The organism is Neisseria elongata subsp. elongata, from assembly GCF_900113545.1.
Lineage (GTDB): Bacteria > Pseudomonadota > Gammaproteobacteria > Burkholderiales > Neisseriaceae > Neisseria > Neisseria elongata.
Genome location: NZ_FOPS01000001.1, coordinates 1 through 16,257 on the forward strand (window position 1 = coordinate 1; position 16,257 = coordinate 16,257).

16 protein-coding genes and 1 pseudogene are annotated in these 16,257 nt (G+C 55.4%); 7 read left to right on the forward strand and 10 right to left on the reverse strand.

Features of this window, described 5'->3' with window-relative positions:
* Nucleotides 1–157 precede the first annotated feature (157 nt).
* A pseudogene (locus BM261_RS00005) lies at nt 158–554 on the forward strand (IS1595 family transposase); the annotation flags it as partial.
* Between the two features lie 584 nt (nt 555–1,138).
* Here the strand turns inward: BM261_RS00005 and BM261_RS00010 are convergent.
* The 5 genes from BM261_RS00010 to BM261_RS00030 all read right to left on the reverse strand — a co-directional run bounded on the left by BM261_RS00010 (nt 1,139) and on the right by BM261_RS00030 (nt 4,684).
* Nucleotides 1,139–1,762, reverse strand: a complete 624-nt coding sequence (locus BM261_RS00010) for a tellurite resistance TerB family protein (RefSeq protein ID WP_074894007.1) — start codon at nt 1,760–1,762, stop codon at nt 1,139–1,141.
* A gap of 36 nt (nt 1,763–1,798) precedes the next feature.
* Nucleotides 1,799–2,479: a YybH family protein gene (locus tag BM261_RS00015; protein ID WP_074894009.1), complete on the reverse strand. Its 681-nt coding sequence runs from the start codon at nt 2,477–2,479 to the stop codon at nt 1,799–1,801.
* 44 nt (nt 2,480–2,523) lie between these two features.
* Nucleotides 2,524–3,009 (reverse strand): DMP19 family protein, encoded by a 486-nt coding sequence (locus tag BM261_RS00020; protein WP_074894011.1) that lies wholly within the window; start codon nt 3,007–3,009, stop codon nt 2,524–2,526.
* Between the two features lie 151 nt (nt 3,010–3,160).
* Nucleotides 3,161–4,333, reverse strand: a complete 1,173-nt coding sequence (gene lapB, locus BM261_RS00025) for a lipopolysaccharide assembly protein LapB (RefSeq protein ID WP_074894013.1) — start codon at nt 4,331–4,333, stop codon at nt 3,161–3,163.
* 6 nt (nt 4,334–4,339) lie between these two features.
* Complete coding sequence (locus tag BM261_RS00030) at nt 4,340–4,684, reverse strand: LapA family protein (RefSeq protein ID WP_049250107.1); 345 nt, start codon at nt 4,682–4,684, stop codon at nt 4,340–4,342.
* Between the two features lie 192 nt (nt 4,685–4,876).
* On the opposite strand from BM261_RS00030, the gene ilvE reads away from it, so the two are divergent.
* Together ilvE and rep are read left to right on the forward strand one after the other, a co-directional pair.
* Nucleotides 4,877–5,878 (forward strand): branched-chain-amino-acid transaminase, encoded by a 1,002-nt coding sequence (gene ilvE / locus BM261_RS00035; protein ID WP_074894607.1) that lies wholly within the window; start codon nt 4,877–4,879, stop codon nt 5,876–5,878.
* A 91-nt stretch (nt 5,879–5,969) separates the two neighbouring features.
* Nucleotides 5,970–7,973 (forward strand): DNA helicase Rep, encoded by a 2,004-nt coding sequence (gene rep / locus BM261_RS00040; protein ID WP_074894015.1) that lies wholly within the window; start codon nt 5,970–5,972, stop codon nt 7,971–7,973.
* A gap of 143 nt (nt 7,974–8,116) precedes the next feature.
* Here rep and BM261_RS00045 read toward each other — a convergent pair whose 3' ends face one another.
* A complete protein-coding gene (locus tag BM261_RS00045; RefSeq protein WP_394327989.1) occupies nt 8,117–10,354 on the reverse strand; it encodes a TonB-dependent receptor domain-containing protein in 2,238 nt (745 codons plus the stop codon).
* Nucleotides 10,236–11,555 (reverse strand): Plug domain-containing protein, encoded by a 1,320-nt coding sequence (locus tag BM261_RS13025; protein ID WP_370446627.1) that lies wholly within the window; start codon nt 11,553–11,555, stop codon nt 10,236–10,238. The genes BM261_RS00045 and BM261_RS13025 overlap by 119 nt, the downstream gene beginning before the upstream one ends.
* 320 nt (nt 11,556–11,875) lie before the next feature.
* Between BM261_RS13025 and BM261_RS00050 the strand changes: the two genes are divergently transcribed.
* The 4 genes from BM261_RS00050 to BM261_RS00065 all read left to right on the forward strand — a co-directional run bounded on the left by BM261_RS00050 (nt 11,876) and on the right by BM261_RS00065 (nt 14,516).
* Nucleotides 11,876–12,346 carry a ProQ/FINO family protein gene (locus tag BM261_RS00050; RefSeq protein ID WP_074894017.1) on the forward strand — a complete coding sequence of 157 codons (471 nt, stop codon included), beginning with the start codon at nt 11,876–11,878 and terminating at the stop codon, nt 12,344–12,346.
* A 72-nt stretch (nt 12,347–12,418) separates the two neighbouring features.
* A complete protein-coding gene (locus BM261_RS00055) occupies nt 12,419–12,829 on the forward strand; it encodes a nuclear transport factor 2 family protein (RefSeq protein WP_074894020.1) in 411 nt (136 codons plus the stop codon).
* A gap of 124 nt (nt 12,830–12,953) precedes the next feature.
* The gene (gene pssA / locus BM261_RS00060) at nt 12,954–13,715 is read left to right on the forward strand and encodes a CDP-diacylglycerol--serine O-phosphatidyltransferase (protein ID WP_074894609.1); all 762 of its coding nucleotides are present in this window, start codon (nt 12,954–12,956) and stop codon (nt 13,713–13,715) included.
* Nucleotides 13,716–13,781: 66 nt separating this feature from the next.
* Nucleotides 13,782–14,516 carry an epoxyqueuosine reductase QueH gene (locus tag BM261_RS00065; protein ID WP_074894023.1) on the forward strand — a complete coding sequence of 245 codons (735 nt, stop codon included), beginning with the start codon at nt 13,782–13,784 and terminating at the stop codon, nt 14,514–14,516.
* A 264-nt stretch (nt 14,517–14,780) separates the two neighbouring features.
* Here BM261_RS00065 and BM261_RS00070 read toward each other — a convergent pair whose 3' ends face one another.
* The 3 genes from BM261_RS00070 to BM261_RS00080 form a co-directional block, all read right to left on the reverse strand.
* Nucleotides 14,781–15,122, reverse strand: coding sequence for a hypothetical protein (locus BM261_RS00070; protein ID WP_240317882.1), 342 nt, complete (start codon nt 15,120–15,122; stop codon nt 14,781–14,783).
* Nucleotides 15,113–15,835, reverse strand: a complete 723-nt coding sequence (locus BM261_RS12185; protein WP_143095739.1) for a hypothetical protein — start codon at nt 15,833–15,835, stop codon at nt 15,113–15,115. Before BM261_RS12185 ends, BM261_RS00070 begins: the two co-directional genes overlap by 10 nt.
* 167 nt (nt 15,836–16,002) lie before the next feature.
* Nucleotides 16,003–16,251, reverse strand: coding sequence for a helix-turn-helix domain-containing protein (locus BM261_RS00080; protein WP_074894028.1), 249 nt, complete (start codon nt 16,249–16,251; stop codon nt 16,003–16,005).
* Nucleotides 16,252–16,257 lie beyond the last annotated feature (6 nt).

A 16,257-nucleotide genomic window follows, 5' to 3' on the forward strand; every position in this document is an offset into this window, starting at 1 on the left:
GCTGACGGCGAGGATTTTCGGCCGTGAGGGGAATTTGGATTTGTTTTCGGACATTTCTGCAACCTTTCTGTAATCCTTTGTAATGGGATGTGAAGATTGCAATATTAATACAAATGATAGTGCGCATCAATCATTGATTGCGGACGTGGTGCGGCCGGCGGGCAAGGTGGTTGTTTTCGGTATTCCGAAACGGCACGATAAAGTCTATACAGTACTCGTGGACACAATGCCAAACCCGATACTTTGATACCTGTTATCAGACAGAAAATCATGCCTGACGGCATCGTTTGCACGGATAGCCTGAGCAGCTATGGCAAGCCGGACGTAAGCGGTTTTATCCATCACCTCATCAACCATTCCAAGGAATTTGCCGACCGTCAAAACCACATTAACGGCATTAAAAATTTTTGGCATCAGGCAAAGCGCGTCTACGCAAATACAACGGAATCGATCGCAAATCCTTCCCGCTGTTCTTGAAAGAATGCGGGTTTCGGTTTAACTTCGGCACGCCGTCCCGGCAGCTTGAAATCCTGCGGAAGTGGTGCGAAATCTAGGGCTAATCTAGTACAGCCCCTTATATATCTGTTGTGAATAAAGGATGCGTGTCCGTTATCGGATTGCTGCCGTCCCGACAGCAGAATGGTGGTGCAGATGTTGCGCACAGCCGTTCTGCTTCTTGACGGCAAAACCGGAACATTGCGGCACTCCAGCCAAGAAGTGCCGTATCGCATGCAGGGGTATAGGCGGATACTTGTACGGCATTCGATTGTTCAAGACATATCGCGCAAAGGGAATTGTCGAGCTAATGTGCAGATAGAGGTTTTTTTACTGTGTTGAAGACAGGAGGTATCGCAAAGGTGAGTTGACGGTAAAGGAGTTGATGCAATAGATGGATGATTATGTAGATTATTGCAACCGTGAACGTTTCAGTTTGAAATTGGAAAAGCCAGAGCCTCACAAAGGCAAGCAAATAAAATGCCGTCTGAAAACGCTGTAACAAGGTTTTTCAGACGGCATTTTGCCGGTAACGGAATAAACCGCCCTGTGTCGGAAGAATGTTTCAGCCATTCCTCGCCAAACATGCCAAGCAGTTTTCAGATGGCCTCGTACAAACGATTGATTACTATGCACCGATGAATTACAGGCCGAGCTGCTGTTCCAATTGATCGACCAGTTTGTCGTCCAGATTCAGAGCCTGCGCCAGTTGGGCAAGGAAGACGATTTCTTTGCGTTCCAAATCGCCGCACACCATGCGCGCGGCCAGATAGGTTTCTGCGGCAAGAGCCTGGTCGCCGCCGACCGCTTGGGCGATTTCACCGACGGTGGCCGGGCGGGCGTATTCTGCTGCGAGCCATTGCTGCGCTTGTGCATCGGCACTGCTTTCTTTGGCAATCATTTGTTTTTCAGCCTCGTCAATCAGGTCGTCTGAAGAGGCGGCGGCAATCATGGTGCGCAGGATGATGCGGCTGTGGTCTTCGGCGATTTGTCCGACGGGTGCGAACGCGCTTTGCGGTTGGGCTTGTGCCTGATTGCCCTGCCAGTTTTGGTAGGCTTTGTAGGCGAGCATGCCCAGTGCGGCCATCGAACCGGCTTTCACCAGCGAGCCGCCGCCTTTCTTTTTCAGCAGCATGGAGGCCAGGCTGCCAACGAGTGCGCCGCCGCCGAAGGAGTTCAACGGGTTGCCGTTTTTGCCGGACAGTGCGCTGTTGCCGGTTTTTTGTACGGTATCCAAAACTTGATTGAGCAGATTATTGAAATTCATGGGGTCTCCTTTCTAAAAGAGGGTGGGGCGGTGGGTTTATTTTTTCAGACGGCCTGTCCGTCTGCCCAACAGGAAGCCGGCGGCACAGGCCAAAAGTGCGGCTGCCGCGCCGCCGCCCATCAGCCAGTTTCGCTGTGCGGACAGTACGGGGTTGTCGAGCATATTGACGGAGTAGTGGAAGCCGGCGATGAGCCACCGGCCGTTTTGGCGGACGATGGTCGCGCTCCATTGCGGCTTGACTTCCCATGTTTCGCCGCCGGCCAATTCGTAGCGGTCGTTGCTGCGGCCGAAGGCGAAGGCGGTGTTTCTGCCGTCGTAAAGGTGGGAGAGTTTGTCGGCTTCAAATTGGGCGGTGATGGTTTTGACGACGGGTTGGCTGCCGCCGAGCATTTTTTCGTAGTAGCCGCGCACTTGTTCTTTGCCGATGATGCGGTCGCCGTTCATGGTGGTGAAGACGACGTCGTCGGTCAGCCCGTCCAAAAGGGCATCCAAATCGCGTTTGTTCAAGGCGGTCTGCATATGGTCGCGCAGTTGGCGGAGTTCCTGATGCAGGGTTTCTTCGCTGAGTCGGGTCTCCGGGGTCTCGGGTAGCGGAGCTTCTTGTTTCGGCGCGGAAGCCGGGGTGTTTTCGGGTGTAAGTTCTATAACGGGGTAGGCTTGAAGCGGGGCGGCGGCGAGCAAGAGGGTGAGCGGGATGGTGTGCAATAATTTTTTCATCGGGGTTCCTTATCGGTTTGATTTCAGACGGCCTGAAAGCCTTGTTATTCGGGAAGGTCGGCGAATTTAGGCCATTCGTTTTCAATGTACTCGGCCACGGCCTGCATGTCGCTTTTGGATGCTTCGTAATATTCGCCGTCGAGTTCTTCAAAGATGCCGTAACGGCGGCGGATGTCTTCCAGGCCGATTCCCTGTCCGGCCAATTCTTCGATTTCCGCACCGTAGCGTTGATAAAGCATTTTGGCTTGGTCGAGGATTTTCGGCGTGGGTTTGATTTTCCAGCGGCGAAGGCTGTCGGCCAGCGGGTTGGCGAAGATGTAGTCGCCGTAGCCTGTGGCAATCAGTTGTAGAAAGCCGCCTTCCTGCACTTGGCTGTCGAGGAAGACGTAGGCCATGAGGGTGTGTTGTTCGTCGGTCAGTTTTTCGCCTGCGTCTTCGCCGTGCCGTTCAAGATAGGCGAAGCAGCGGTCGGCCAAGGTGTAGACGAATTGTTCGTCGGATTCGGATTCGTTGCGCGGTATGGGGTTCATGGTTTTTCTTGGTTAAAGTGTTTCAGACGGCCTTTTTCTGTAGGCTATGGGAAATGCGGTTTCAGACGGCCTGATGTGTAGGGAGGCCGTCTGAAAGCGTTGGTTTATACCTGCGGGTTTACTGCCTCATTTGGATTGTTTTCTCTATCCGCTATATTTCGATGCGGCCGGGTGTGAAGGTTTCCCATTTGTTGCAGGCGGGGCAGTGCCAGAAGAAAACCTGCGATTTGAAGTGGCAGTTGCGGCAGCGGTACATCCAGCTTTTTTGCAGTTGGCGGCCGACGACGCCGCGTATCATGTCGGCATCTGCCTTCCATACGGGGTTCAGGCCGCTGATTTGCACGCCCAGCAGGCGGTAAACGCCGTTGAGGTCGGGCTTGGCGCGCACCAGTTCGGCAATGGTTTCGTTGGCTTTTTGTTCGCCGTGAAGCAGCAGGGATTTTTCGTAAATGACGTTCAACAGGTCGAGCTGCGGGAAGGTCTGCATATAGCCGATCAGCACGGTCAGGCCTTCTTCCGGCTGTTTCAGGCCGTCGTAGGCGTCGTATAGGCGTTCGCCCACCATGTTCAAATAGGCGTGGTTTTGCTTTTCGATGGCCGTGTAGGCGGTAACGGCGGCGGCATAGTTGCCTTGTTTGAGTTCCAGGTCGCCCAAGATGATGTTGGCCCGGCAGCATTTCCCGTTGGCGGATAAGGCCGTCTGAATATGGCTGCGGGCGGTTTCGATGTCGGATTTGAACAGGGCTGCCTGTGCGATTTCGCAGTGGAATTGGGCGATTTCGAATTGGTAGGTCTGTTCGTCGTGGCTGAGCAGTTGCGCCGTTTCGACTGCTTTTTCCCAGTCGCGGTCCTGCTGGTAGATGTGGAGCAGGTGTTCGCGCGCGCCTTTGGCCATGTTGTCGCCTTGCAGGGAGAGGAAAATTTGTTCGGCGCGGTCGACCAGGCCCGCGCTTTGGTAGGTTTTCCCCAGCTCAAAGAGGGCGCGCTGTTTTTTGTCGCCGACGGTGTCGGGCAGTTCGCTCAGGGTTTTCAGCAGGCGGATGGCTTTGTCGTTTTCACCGCGCGAACGGTAGAGCTTTCCCAGGGTGAGGTTCAGGTCGTAGGACTGCGGCTGCAAATCGGCGACTTCCGCCAGCTCGTGTGCGGCTTTACCTGTGTTGCGGTCTACCAAGGCTTCCAGGCTGGCGTAAAAACCGGTCGGGATGCTTTTTGCCTGCTTCAGTACGGTTTTCATGTCGATGCGGGCGGCAACCCAGCCCAAGGCGAAGCAGATAAAGGGCAGCAGGGCAATCAGCACCCACCATGCCGGAATATCGTTTTCCATCGGGGATTATTCTTTCTTGGCGGTTTCGGCGGCGGGGACGGGAGCCTGGGTCGGAGCCGGAACGGGGGCGGCGGTCGGTGCGGCGATGTCGGTGTTGTTCAGGCGGGCGGCCTTTTTCACTTCGGCGCGCAGGCGGCTGTTTTCCGCACGCAGGCGCAGCAGGCGGCCGAACAGGGCGAAGATGCCGAACAGTGCGCCGATGACGAACATGCCGAACAGCAAGACGATGAGCGGCGCGTTCACGCTTTGTTCGGGCAGGTAGTTGAATTGCACGGCCTGTCTGTTGATGACGGCCAATACTAGGAAAATCAGCAGGATAAATACTTTGATAATCAGGGAAACTGTTTTCATTGACGGCTCCGTAAGGATGTTTTCAGACGGCCTCCGCATCGGGCGGGGCTCGGTTAGGCGGACAAACAGCCGCTAGTGTAAACGATTTGGCCTGCGTTTGCATTTCGTTTGTTCGGCTGCGCGCTTCTTGCCAAACACGGACTTGGAGGCGTATCTTTACGTTTTTTCGAAATCCGGTTGAGAGTATCCATCATGAGCAGACCCGTACCCGCCGTGTTCGGCAGCGTTTTCCACGCCCAAATGCCCGTTATCGCCTATAAGGACGGCAAATGGCAGCCGACCGAATGGCAAACTTCCGCAGACCTTACCCTCGCGCCCGGCGCGCATGCCCTGCATTACGGCAGCGAATGCTTTGAAGGCTTGAAAGCCTTCCGTCAGGCGAACGGCAAAATCGTCTTGTTCCGTCCGACGGCAAACATCGCCCGTATGCAGCAAAGCGCGGATATTTTGCACCTGCCGCGCCCCGAAACCGAAGCCTATTTAAATGCCCTGATCGAATTAGTCAAACGCGCCGCCGACGAAATCCCCGACGCGCCTGCCGCGCTGTATCTGCGCCCGACGCTCATCGGTACCGACCCCGTTATCGGCAAAGCCGGTTCGCCGTCTGAAACCGCATTGCTCTATATCCTCGCTTCTCCGGTCGGCGATTATTTCAAAGCCGGTTCGCCCGTGAAAATTTTGGTTGAAACCGAACACATCCGTTGCGCACCGCACATGGGGCGCGTCAAATGCGGCGGCAACTACGCCTCCGCCATGCCTTGGGTGCTGAAGGCGAAAGCAGACTACGGCGCAAGCCAAGTCCTGTTTTGCCCGAACGGCGACGTACAGGAAACCGGCGCGTCCAACTTTATCCTGATTAAAGGCAGCGAAATCATCACCAAGCCGCTGACCGACGAATTCCTCCACGGCGTTACCCGTGATTCCGTGCTGACCGTCGCCAAAGACTTGGGCTACACCGTCAGCGAACGCAACTTCACCGTGGACGAACTCAAAGCCGCAGTCGAAGAGGGCGCGGAAGCGATTCTGACCGGCACCGCCGCCGTCATCTCGCCCGTTACTTCTTTCGTTATCGGCGGCAAAGAAATCGAAGTGAACAGCCAGGAGCGCGGTTATGCCCTGCGTAAAGCCTTAACCGACATCCAATACGGCTTGGCGGAGGACAAATACGGCTGGTTGGTCGAAGTTTGCCGCTAAAACGCCCGTCCATAATGGCAGGCCGTCTGAAAACCGTCCGTTGCGTTATAATCCGGCCTTTTTCAGACGGCCTTTCTGCGTCAAAATTCCCATGAAACTCAATCCACAGCAAATCGAAGCCGTCCGCTACCTCGGCGGGCCTCTGCTCGTGCTCGCCGGCGCAGGCAGCGGCAAAACCGGCGTGATTACGCAAAAAATCAAGCATTTGATTGTCAACGTCGGCTATCTGCCGCATACCGTCGCCGCGATTACCTTCACCAACAAAGCCGCTACGGAAATGCAGGAGCGTGTCGCCAAAATGCTGCCCAAATCGCAAACGCGCGGGCTGACGATTTGCACGTTCCACTCTTTGGGCATGAAGATTCTGCGCGAAGAGGCGAATCATGTCGGTTACAAAAAAAACTTCTCCATCCTTGATTCCACCGACAGCGCGAAAATCATCGGCGAACTTTTGGGCGGCATGGGAAAAGAAGCCTTATTCAAAGCGCAGCACCAGATTTCCCTGTGGAAAAACGATTTGAAAACGCCGGAAGACGTACTTCAGACGGCCTCAAACGCTTGGGAAGAACAAATCGCGCGCGTTTATGCGAGCTATCAGGAAACCCTAAAAAGCTATCAGGCGGTGGACTTCGACGACTTAATCCGCCTGCCCGCCGTACTGTTGCAGCAAAACAGCGAAGTGCGCAACAAATGGCAGCGGCGGTTGCGTTATCTGTTGGTTGACGAATGTCAGGACACCAATACCTGCCAATTTACCCTGATGAAACTCTTGACCGGCGCGGAAGGCATGTTTACCGCCGTCGGCGACGACGACCAGTCCATCTACGCATGGCGCGGCGCGAACATGGAGAACCTGCGCAAAATGCAGGAAGACTATCCGCAAATGAAAGTCATCAAACTGGAGCAAAACTACCGCTCCACCGCGCGGATTCTCAAAATCGCCAACAAAGTGATTGAAAACAACCCCAAGTTGTTCACCAAAAAACTTTGGTCGCAGTTCGGCGAAGGCGAAATCGTCAAAGTCGTTGCCTGCCAAAACGAGCAACACGAAGCCGACTGGGTTGTCAGCCAAATCGTCAAGCAGAAGCTGGTCGGCGGCGACAAAACCCAATACGCCGATTTCGCCGTGTTATACCGCGGCAACCATCAGGCGCGGATTTTTGAAGAAGCCTTGCGCAGCGCGCGCGTTCCCTACCAACTCTCCGGCGGACAAAGCTTTTTCGACAAAGCCGAAATCAAAGACGTTTTGTCCTATTTGCGCCTGCTTGCCAACCCCAACGACGATCCCGCCTTCCTGCGCGCCGTAACCACGCCCAAACGCGGCATCGGCGATGTAACGCTGGGCAAGCTCAACACCTACGCGCACGAACACGAATGCAGCCTGTATGAAGCCGCGCAAAACGAAGAAGCACTCGCCCTGTTGAACAATACCAACCGCCAACACCTGCAAGCCTTTATGGATATGTTCGGCAGCTACCGCGCCAAAGCCGAAACCAGCGAAGCGGGCGAACTCATCAACAGCCTGCTCAAAGAAATCGACTACGAAAACCACCTGCTTGCCAGTGAAGAAGGCAAAGCCGGCGAAATCAAATGGCGCAACGTCAGCGACCTGACCGGCTGGCTAGAGCGCAAAGGCGAACAAGATGGCAAAAACATCATCGAACTCGCCCAAACCGTCGCCCTAATGACGCTTTTAGAAGGCAAAAGTGAAGAAGAAGTCGATGCCGTCAAACTCTCGACCCTGCACGCCTCCAAAGGCTTGGAATATCCCTACGTTTTCCTCGTCGGCTGCGAAGAGGGCATTCTGCCGCACAACGACAGCATCGAAGAAGACAACGTCGAAGAAGAACGCCGACTGATGTACGTCGGCATCACCCGCGCCAAGCGCCAGCTTACATTGACCCACTGCGTCAAACGCAAAAAACAAGGTACATGGCAGTTCCCCGAACCCAGCCGCTTCATAGACGAAATGCCGCAGGAAGACATCAAGATTTTAGGGCGCAAAGGCGGCGAGCCGATTGTGAGCAAGGAGGAGGGCAGAAGTCATCTAGCAGGGATGCTGGATATGTTGGCGGCGAAAGGCAGGAAAATATAAACAGCGCGGCCGCTGAGACGGTTTGCTGCTCAAAAATCCCCGGCTTTGCAGGAATATCATCCGCATATCTTCCGCTTACAGTAAAAGGCCGTCTGAAAACTGATTTCAGGTTTTCAGACGGCCTAATCTATCTTATCTTGCGGCTAGAATTTCCCTTTGATGCCGAGGGTTACGGTGCGGCCTGGTCCGGGGGTGGGCACGTTGCTCATCGGGTCGAGATAGTAGCGGTTGGTGAGGTTGCCCACGGAGAATTTAACGTCGAAATTGCGGTTTACCGCATAGTTGCCGTAGGCATCAATAATCAGCGACGGCCGCCAGTGGTAGCGTGCGCCGCTGCTTTGCACCACGAGTGAGAGCCCTTTGCGTATCAGTTCGTTGTATTGGCGGTTGTCGAGCCGGCTGTGGTAGATGCCGCGCAGGCCGAGCTCCAGCCGTTCGCCCAACAGGCGGGTGCCGAGGTCGAAATTGAGCGAATATTTGGGCTGGAACGCCTGAAAGCCGCGCGTGGAACCGTAGCCGCCCTCGATGCAGCCGGGCAGCCCCATGTTGCCGAAGGGGTCGAAATCGACTGTGGTGTCGCGGTCGCAGATTTCCTGCTTGAGACGGTAGGAGCCGCCGAGAGAGGCAAAAACGGAGCCGGCGTCGAAACGGGTTTGCAGCTCGAGCCCGGCGGTGTTTTTGCGGTCGTATTGGGTGATGCGGAAGTAGTCGGTGGTTTCGATCAGGTTTTTGATGCTGTTGCGGTAGTAGGTGAGGCGGATATTGCCGGTACGCAGTTTGCTCCAATAGGGGGAGAAATCGAAGCTGTAGCCGACTTCGAAGCTGCGGCTTTTTTCCGGTCTCAGCTCGAAGCGCGGGGCGGTGGGGGTGGAGATGTGGTTGATGTCGCTATAAATGGAGCCGACTTCGTAGATGCTGGGGAAGCGGGTGGCCTGGGCATAGCGGGCGAACAGGCGCTGGTTGTCGGTCAGGTCGTAGCTGACGGCGATAGTGGGCGCCCAGGCATGGGCCTTGATGGTTTCGGGCTGCGCCCAGCGCTGCTCTTCGGTGTAGTTCCGCCGGATTTTCCCCGGCTCCGGCCCGCCGATGTCCTCCGGGTATCTATTATCCGAAGCCAAATCGGTAATGCGCGTGCCCCTCTCGGGGGTGCAGCCCCGATGCGGGTTGGTGCACGGGCCTAGCCCAAAGGTATTGCCTATTTTAAACAGATAGCGGTTGAAGCGGCCGTGCCGCCCCTGCGGATCCTGCACCTGTTCGGAAAAATCGATTTTGCCGTAGGCGGCGTCGAAGGCGCGGCTGTCGAGCTTGCCGTTGCGGAATGGGACAAAAACCGGCACCACCCGGTATAGGACGGCGTTGATGCCGTAGTACCCCACATTCCCCTGCTCATCCGCATACTCTGCAACATTTGTGCGGCGGTAAGGAGTCCCGCTGTAAAACGGATAATCGAAACGCTCCAAATGTGCATTTTCCAAATCATAGTAAATCCGACGTTTATCGTCTGCATCCGGATCGCCGGCCAAAGCCGCAGCCGAATATGCCTGCCGCGCCGCCTGCACTCTGTCCCAGCTGGCGGCTTCTTCTTCGCCCGCCAACTGCCAATAGGGAGCGTAGAGGCCGTCGTAATAGCTGTTGGAGCCTTCCCCGCCGGCCTGATAGAGCGGGTCGCGGCGGGCGCGGCCTGCGGCCAGCGCGGTATCCCGTGCGCTGAAATTGTGGTAGCGGAGGCCGGCGGAAATTTTCAGGCGGTCGGTGGCCTGCCAGTCGAACACCAGGTTGGTGCCCCATTCGCGCCGTTTGCCGCCGCGCGGGCCGGCCAGGTAGGTCATGCCGGTGAGCAGGCCGCGCAGGTTGAGCAGGTCTTCGGAATTGGTGATCCTGCTCTCTTCGCTCAGCCGTTCGCGCTGGTAGTCGGCGGAAAGGGTCATGTTCAGGCGCGGGTGCAGGCGGAAGCGGTTGCTGAGGTCGAAGCCGGTGCGGGTGATGCGGGTTTTCTGCTCGGCATTGCTCAACACGGCGAATTTGCGGCCGTCGTTGGGGTTGATGGCGAGGATTTCTTCGCGGGTTTTGGAAAGGAAGCCGGGAAGCGTGCCGAAGAAGGGGGCGGCAGGGCCGTTCAGATCGTCGCAGCTTAAGCCGGATGCGGCATCCAGCCGGTCCGGGCGGCCGCGGTGGGTGCACCAATACCATTTGTCGAATAGCTGGTCGCGGTTGGCGGCTACCAGGGCGGCGCCGCCGCTCTGGTAGCGGGTGGTGTCGGTTTTAATCTGCCAGAAGCTGCTTTCCAAATCGAGCCAGCGGCTGCCTTCCGGCTTCCAGCTCCAGCCGAGTTTGTAGGTGTCGGTGCGGACTTTGGAGTCGATGTTTTGGTTTTGGCGCATCAGCTGGGTTGTTCTCGACAAACGTCATTTCGTAGGCGGTTTGGAAGGGGTTGATTTCGCCGAAACGGATGTCGCTGCGCATATATTGCCAGCCGAGCTTGTGGCTGCCGGGCAAGTGCCAGTTGTTTTTCAGCAGCAGGGTTTTGGTTTCGGTGTTGGTGTTGTAGACCTCGCGCCCTTCGGGGAACATTTTGGCCATGTTGGGCACCAGCGTGGCGGTGCTCAGGCATTCTTCATCGGTACCGCCGGTTTCGTAGCAGCGGCTATAGGCATAAATCGGGTTGTTGCGATAGCCGCCGGCACCGGCCTTGCCGGCATAATAGTTGCCTTTGCTGCGGTAGCTGTAGGCGGCCAAGCCGTCGGCAATATCGGTTTTGAAGGCGGCTGCACCCTGCCAATAGCGGTCGCCGCCGAAACGGTTGTTTTTGCGGCGCGGGTCTTCAAAGCTGCCTTGGTCGAATATCAGGGTTTGCGGGGTGTTGGTGCCTACGCCGCCAAGTACATTGTCGCCGTCGGCGGTGGCGCCGATGGGCAGGGTGCGGTAGTCGTCCCAGCCGAGCCAGCGGGTAAAGTCGTATTGGGGCTTGACGGCGTTGTTGGATTGCTCGGTGGCTACCTGAAAGCCCCATTTGCGCCCTTCGGGCACGATGTCGGCGGCTTCGATGGTGCGGATGATGACCGCGCCGCCCACGCCGGATTTCACGCCGCGTGTGAGGGCGGGGCTTTTCTCCACCGCGATGCTGCGGAACAGGGCGGGGTCTAGATAATTGCGGTCTACCACGCCGTAGTTGTTCATCCACACGTCGATGGTTTGCTCGGTGCCGTCCACGGTAACCGGGATGCGGCCCTTGCCCGCGATGCCGCGGATATTGGGCGTAATCGCGCCGCCGGCGGTACGGGTGTTCATGTTGTACACGCCGTTCAGGCCTTTGAGCACGTCGCCGGCGGCGTTAATCCGGTAGCGTTCGAGGTATTCCTTGCCGACGTAGGCGTTGGAGACGTTTTTGTAATACACGTCGTCCGCGCCTTTTTGGTCGGCACTGCGTTTGCCGGTAACGGTCAGCGCTTCGATGTTGCTGCTTTCGGTTACTTCGGCGGGCGGGTTGTCGGCGGCATAGGCGGGGAGGGCAATGAGGATGCCTGCGAGGCTGACGGCGAGGATTTTCGGCCGTGAGGGGAATTTGGATTTGTTTTCGGACATTTCTGCAACCTTTCTGTAATCCTTCGTAATGGGATGTGAAGGTTGCGATGTTAATACAAATGATAGCGCGCATCAATTATTAAAATAATGATGGGAAAAGGTGCCGAAAACTAAAAATAGTTTAAAATTTTATTTTGTTTCAGATGCATCTTTGCTATTTTATATTTTGCTTGATGTTTAAACGGCATATAACCTAAGCATGATTGTTTCAAAAGATGTATCAATGGCGGAGCGCAGCCAACAACAGCTTAACCCAAACCGCGGTTTACGTTACAATACACGCCGATTTCCCCTTCTCATTTACTCAGGAATAACGAAGCATGACAAAAGAAACCGCCTTGGGTGCGGCACTGAAAACCGCAGTGCAAACCATGAGCAAAAAGAAGCAAACCGATATGATTGCCGACTATATCTACGGCAAATTTGATGTTTTCAAACGCTTTAAGCCTTTGGCATTGGGCATCGACCAGGATTTAATCGCGGCCATGCCGCAATATGATTCTGCCCTGATTATGCGCGTGCTGGCCAATCACTGCCGCCGTCCGCGCTATTTGAAGGCATTGGCACGCGGCGGCAAACGTTTTGATTTGAACAACCGTTTCAAAGGCGAAGTAACGCCGGAAGAGCAGGCTGTTGCCGCGCAAAATCCGATGGTGAAAGAAATGTTGGAAAAACAGGCGGCACGCCGTGCCGAGGCGGAAGCGGCAAAGGAAGAGGGCGGTGAAACGCAATCTGCTGAAGCCGTTGAGGCCGCCGTGCAGGAAGCGGCTCCCGAAACTTCAGCCGAATAAACGGCAGGCCGTCTGAAAGTCAAACCGGGTTTTCAGACGGCCTTTTTCTTGTGTGAAACCTTGGAGTGCATTATGAACGATTTCGAACGGATTTACCGCGATTGGCACGAATACGCAAAAAACCGCGATACCGAAGCGTTAATCGGGCTGTATGCGGACGATGCCGTGCTGGAAAGCCCGCTTGTCCCTGTTATCTTAAATATTGAGAGCGGGATTCTGAATGGGAAAGCCGAAATCCTGCGTTTTTTACAGGAAGGCACGCGGCGGCGGCCGAATGAATTGGTACGCTGGTATCGCGACGGCAGCCGTTTTATTTCAGGGGATACGCTGATTTGGGAATATCCGCGCCAAACGCCCGACGGCAATCAGGTCGATATTCTTGAAGTGATGCGGATCGGGCAGGGAAAAATCCGGCATCATCGGATTTATTGGGGCTGGTTCGGAACGCAAATACTGATACGTTCGGCATCCGGCAAAGCATAAGCAATAAATCGGCCGTCCGAGAAGGCCGTCTGAAAAGCCCGTTTCGGGCAAATCGGGTATAATCATTCTGTTCTCCAACAACCGACGGCTTTTCATTATGGCCACAGAACCATCCCGCAGCGGCATGGAAATCCGCCGCAGCCTGCGGCAGAACAGCATTTATGTGCTGCCCAATTCCTTTACCATCGCCGCCCTGTTTTCCGCTTTTTACGCCATCACCCAGGCCATGCACGGTTACTACGAAACCGCCGCCATCGCCGTTTTCATTTCGATGCTGCTTGACGGCATGGACGGCCGTGTCGCACGCTGGACGAACAGCCAAAGCGCGTTCGGCGAACAGCTCGACAGTTTGGCGGACATGGTCAGCTTCGGCGTCGCCCCCGCACTGATTGCCTACAAATGGCAACTTTTCCACTTCGGCAAAATCGGCTATACCGTCGCCTTTATCTATTGCGCCTGCGCCGCCCTGCGCCTGGCCCTGTTCAATACTTTGATCGGAACCGGCAAAGCGGACAAACGCTGGTTTGTCGGCGTGCCTAGCCCGACGGCGGCCGCCTTGATTGTCGGCTTGATTTGGGTAAACCACAGCGTGGAAAATTTTGCCGGTGAGAAATGGTGGGCATTGTTCATCACCCTGTTTGCCGGGCTTTCTATGGTGGTTCAGATTCCGTTTTGGAGTTTCAAGGAAATCAACGTCCACCGGAAAGTGCCGTTTTTCGTGATGATTTTAATCATGCTCGGCCTGTTGATATTGGCCTTGAAACCCGCGCTTGTCCTGTTTTTATTCTTCCTCGGCTACAGCCTGTCCGGTTATGTGATGTACGGCTGGCGGTTTTGGAAAAAACGGCAGCGCAAACAGGCCGTACCTCCTACCGCATCCCGATAAACCGTTTCGGCCGTCTTTTCAGACGGCCTCCCTTCATCCGATTGCAACGAAAAACGATAATTTGACATGAACACATCCGACACCCCCATCGTTACCGACATCGACCGTCCCGTCCTTATCCCGCCCGGCGGCCATAAAAAAGTCCTGCTGCATTCCTGCTGCGCCCCGTGCAGTGGCGAAGTGATGGAAGCCATGCTCGCCAGCGGCATCGACTACACCATCTACTTCTACAACCCCAACATCCACCCGCTCAAAGAATACATGTTGCGCAAAGAAGAAAACATGCGCTTCGCCGACAAATTCGGCATCCCCTTCATCGACAAAGACGACGACTACGAAAACGACCGCAAAGAATGGTTTGCCAAAGCCAAAGGCATGGAATTCGAACCCGAACGCGGCATCCGCTGCACCATGTGTTTCGACATGCGTTTCGAAAAAGCCGCCCAATACGCCCACGAAAACGGCTTCCCCGTCTTCACCAGCTCGCTGGGCATTTCCCGCTGGAAAAACATGAAGCAAATCAACGACTGCGGTCACCGTGCCGCCGAGCCTTATGACGATTTGGTTTACTGGGATTTCAATTGGCGCAAAGGCGGCGGCAGTGCGCGCATGATTGAAATCAGCAAACGCGAACATTTCTACCAACAAGAATACTGCGGCTGCGCCTACTCCCTGCGCGACTCCAACGCCCACCGCAAATCGCAAGGCCGCATCCCCATCAAACTCGGCGTGCTGTATTACGGCGACGAATCGACGCAATACGAAAACGTACAACCCGCAAAAATCAAAACGGACGAATAAGCCCGATAACTAAAAGGCCGTCTGAAAGCCCACACAGTGTTTTCAGACGGCCTTTTATTTGCGCCTGTTGTAAGGTCGCGCGGGTTTTGTCATAGTTTTGCATTTGTTTTGTCATAGGCTGTGACAAAACCCGCGCACAGAACCTATGACAAAAGATGTGCAAATTTTAACTCACCCATCAGCTTTTGCATAAATTTATCCCCGTTTAATGGCCTGTTAAACGGGGATTATCTTATACCTTTAAGAGTCGCATGCCGCTTGTCGTCAGAACTTATAAATCAGGTAGTCGTCGTAGCTAGAATTGCGGTTGATGGTGCTGCTCACAGTCAAGGTTTGGCTGCCTGCAAAACGCTCCCATCCGGGCAGGCGCAGTTCGGCCACGAGGTCAAGATAGGCAGGCAGTTCGCTGCGGGTGCTGGAGAAGAAGACAAATGGCGGCCGCACCATTGCCATTAGTCGCAGGAACTCGACCATGCCTAAGTAGGCTGCCTTGCGATAGTTACCCTGCTGGGTGCAGACGTAGGGCGGGTCGAGTACCAATAACGTGCGCGGGTTGCCGATATGTTGCGGTAGCAGCTCGCGGTAGGATTGGCCGACTATCTCCACGCCTTGCAGGTAGTCTTGTGCCTCGGGGTAGCGGCAGGTTTCAAATGCAGGAAATCGCGCCGTTTGTGCGGCAGGATGTTTTTCAAATCCCGTGCTCCGCGCCGCCCCCGTTCCCGCTCCACATTGCCCACCTTGTCCAGCCAGCGGCGCACGGTATGGATACTCGGGCATTCATTCCCGTCCGATTCCAGCCTCCGTAAAAAAAAACGGTAAGCTTCGGCAACTGACGGTTTCATCGGCAGACGGTAGCATTCCAGAAACAGCGGCAGCCAAGACGGTACGTTCATATCTTTCTGTGATATTTTCGGCGCAAGGCTGTTACATTCGCGGGCTGCAAACCAACGCTTGATTGTCCGCACGCTCGGCAGCTTTCCACCGCCGCCGCGCCCATCCGCCGCAAGGGAAAACAGCTTCGCAATATGCTCGAAGCCCGACATCTTCGCCTGAGTCAAAACAGTAGTAATCGCCGCCTCCTTCGATACGCCCGCTTCGGCCATTACCCGCTCAACCGCCGTCAGTACACCGCGGCGCGATGCTTCGCATAAACGCTGTTGTTCGGTCGAACCATCGACAATACACACCGTTTCAGGCAGGGCGAGTGGGGTTTCTTCATTCCTGACGGCGGGTTTGCCTTCCATCTCCGTGGGCGAGGGCAAATCTTCCAGTCCGCCCAAGGCCTCCTCCAGCTTCCGCGTCTGAATCTGTTTCATCACATCGGGTGGCGGGGCATATTCACGGCGTTTGCCGTTTTTTCCGCCCTGACAAGAGGCTTCAATAAAAGACCACTTCTCTCGTTCAACCTTATATAAGATTGCTCTGTTCGTCTTAGGAAATTTTTCCAAGTTCATTTCTAATAACTCGGAAATTGAGTAATGCGTTTTCATGCCGCTGCCTCTTTATATAAGTGTGCGTAGCGCGGGCGGATGCGCCGCCCGTCCTTTGTCCACCGCTCCGGCCACAATTTGTGCAGCGGCTTGCCCAAAACCTCGGCAATTGCCACCTCGCCCGCAGTCGAAGGCTTCCTTAAAGCCTGACGCACCGTGCTTTCGCCGACACCCGCCATCGCAGCCACATCGGCAAGCGACAGCCCCTTCATCTTGATTTCAGCCCTAATCAGTTCCGGGTGCATAAACAA

Coding starts and splice junctions, on each gene's coding strand:
- BM261_RS00010 (WP_074894007.1), bottom strand. CDS start 1,762: ATGAATTTCAATAATCTGCTCAATCAAGTTTTGGATACCGTACAAAAA.
- BM261_RS00015 (WP_074894009.1), bottom strand. CDS start 2,479: ATGAAAAAATTATTGCACACCATCCCGCTCACCCTCTTGCTCGCCGCC.
- BM261_RS00020 (WP_074894011.1), bottom strand. CDS start 3,009: ATGAACCCCATACCGCGCAACGAATCCGAATCCGACGAACAATTCGTC.
- lapB (WP_074894013.1), bottom strand. CDS start 4,333: ATGGAAAACGATATTCCGGCATGGTGGGTGCTGATTGCCCTGCTGCCC.
- BM261_RS00030 (WP_049250107.1), bottom strand. CDS start 4,684: ATGAAAACAGTTTCCCTGATTATCAAAGTATTTATCCTGCTGATTTTC.
- ilvE (WP_074894607.1), top strand. CDS start 4,877: ATGAGCAGACCCGTACCCGCCGTGTTCGGCAGCGTTTTCCACGCCCAA.
- rep (WP_074894015.1), top strand. CDS start 5,970: ATGAAACTCAATCCACAGCAAATCGAAGCCGTCCGCTACCTCGGCGGG.
- BM261_RS00045 (WP_394327989.1), bottom strand. CDS start 10,354: ATGCGCCAAAACCAAAACATCGACTCCAAAGTCCGCACCGACACCTAC.
- BM261_RS13025 (WP_370446627.1), bottom strand. CDS start 11,555: ATGTCCGAAAACAAATCCAAATTCCCCTCACGGCCGAAAATCCTCGCC.
- BM261_RS00050 (WP_074894017.1), top strand. CDS start 11,876: ATGACAAAAGAAACCGCCTTGGGTGCGGCACTGAAAACCGCAGTGCAA.
- BM261_RS00055 (WP_074894020.1), top strand. CDS start 12,419: ATGAACGATTTCGAACGGATTTACCGCGATTGGCACGAATACGCAAAA.
- pssA (WP_074894609.1), top strand. CDS start 12,954: ATGGAAATCCGCCGCAGCCTGCGGCAGAACAGCATTTATGTGCTGCCC.
- BM261_RS00065 (WP_074894023.1), top strand. CDS start 13,782: ATGAACACATCCGACACCCCCATCGTTACCGACATCGACCGTCCCGTC.
- BM261_RS00080 (WP_074894028.1), bottom strand. CDS start 16,251: ATGCACCCGGAACTGATTAGGGCTGAAATCAAGATGAAGGGGCTGTCG.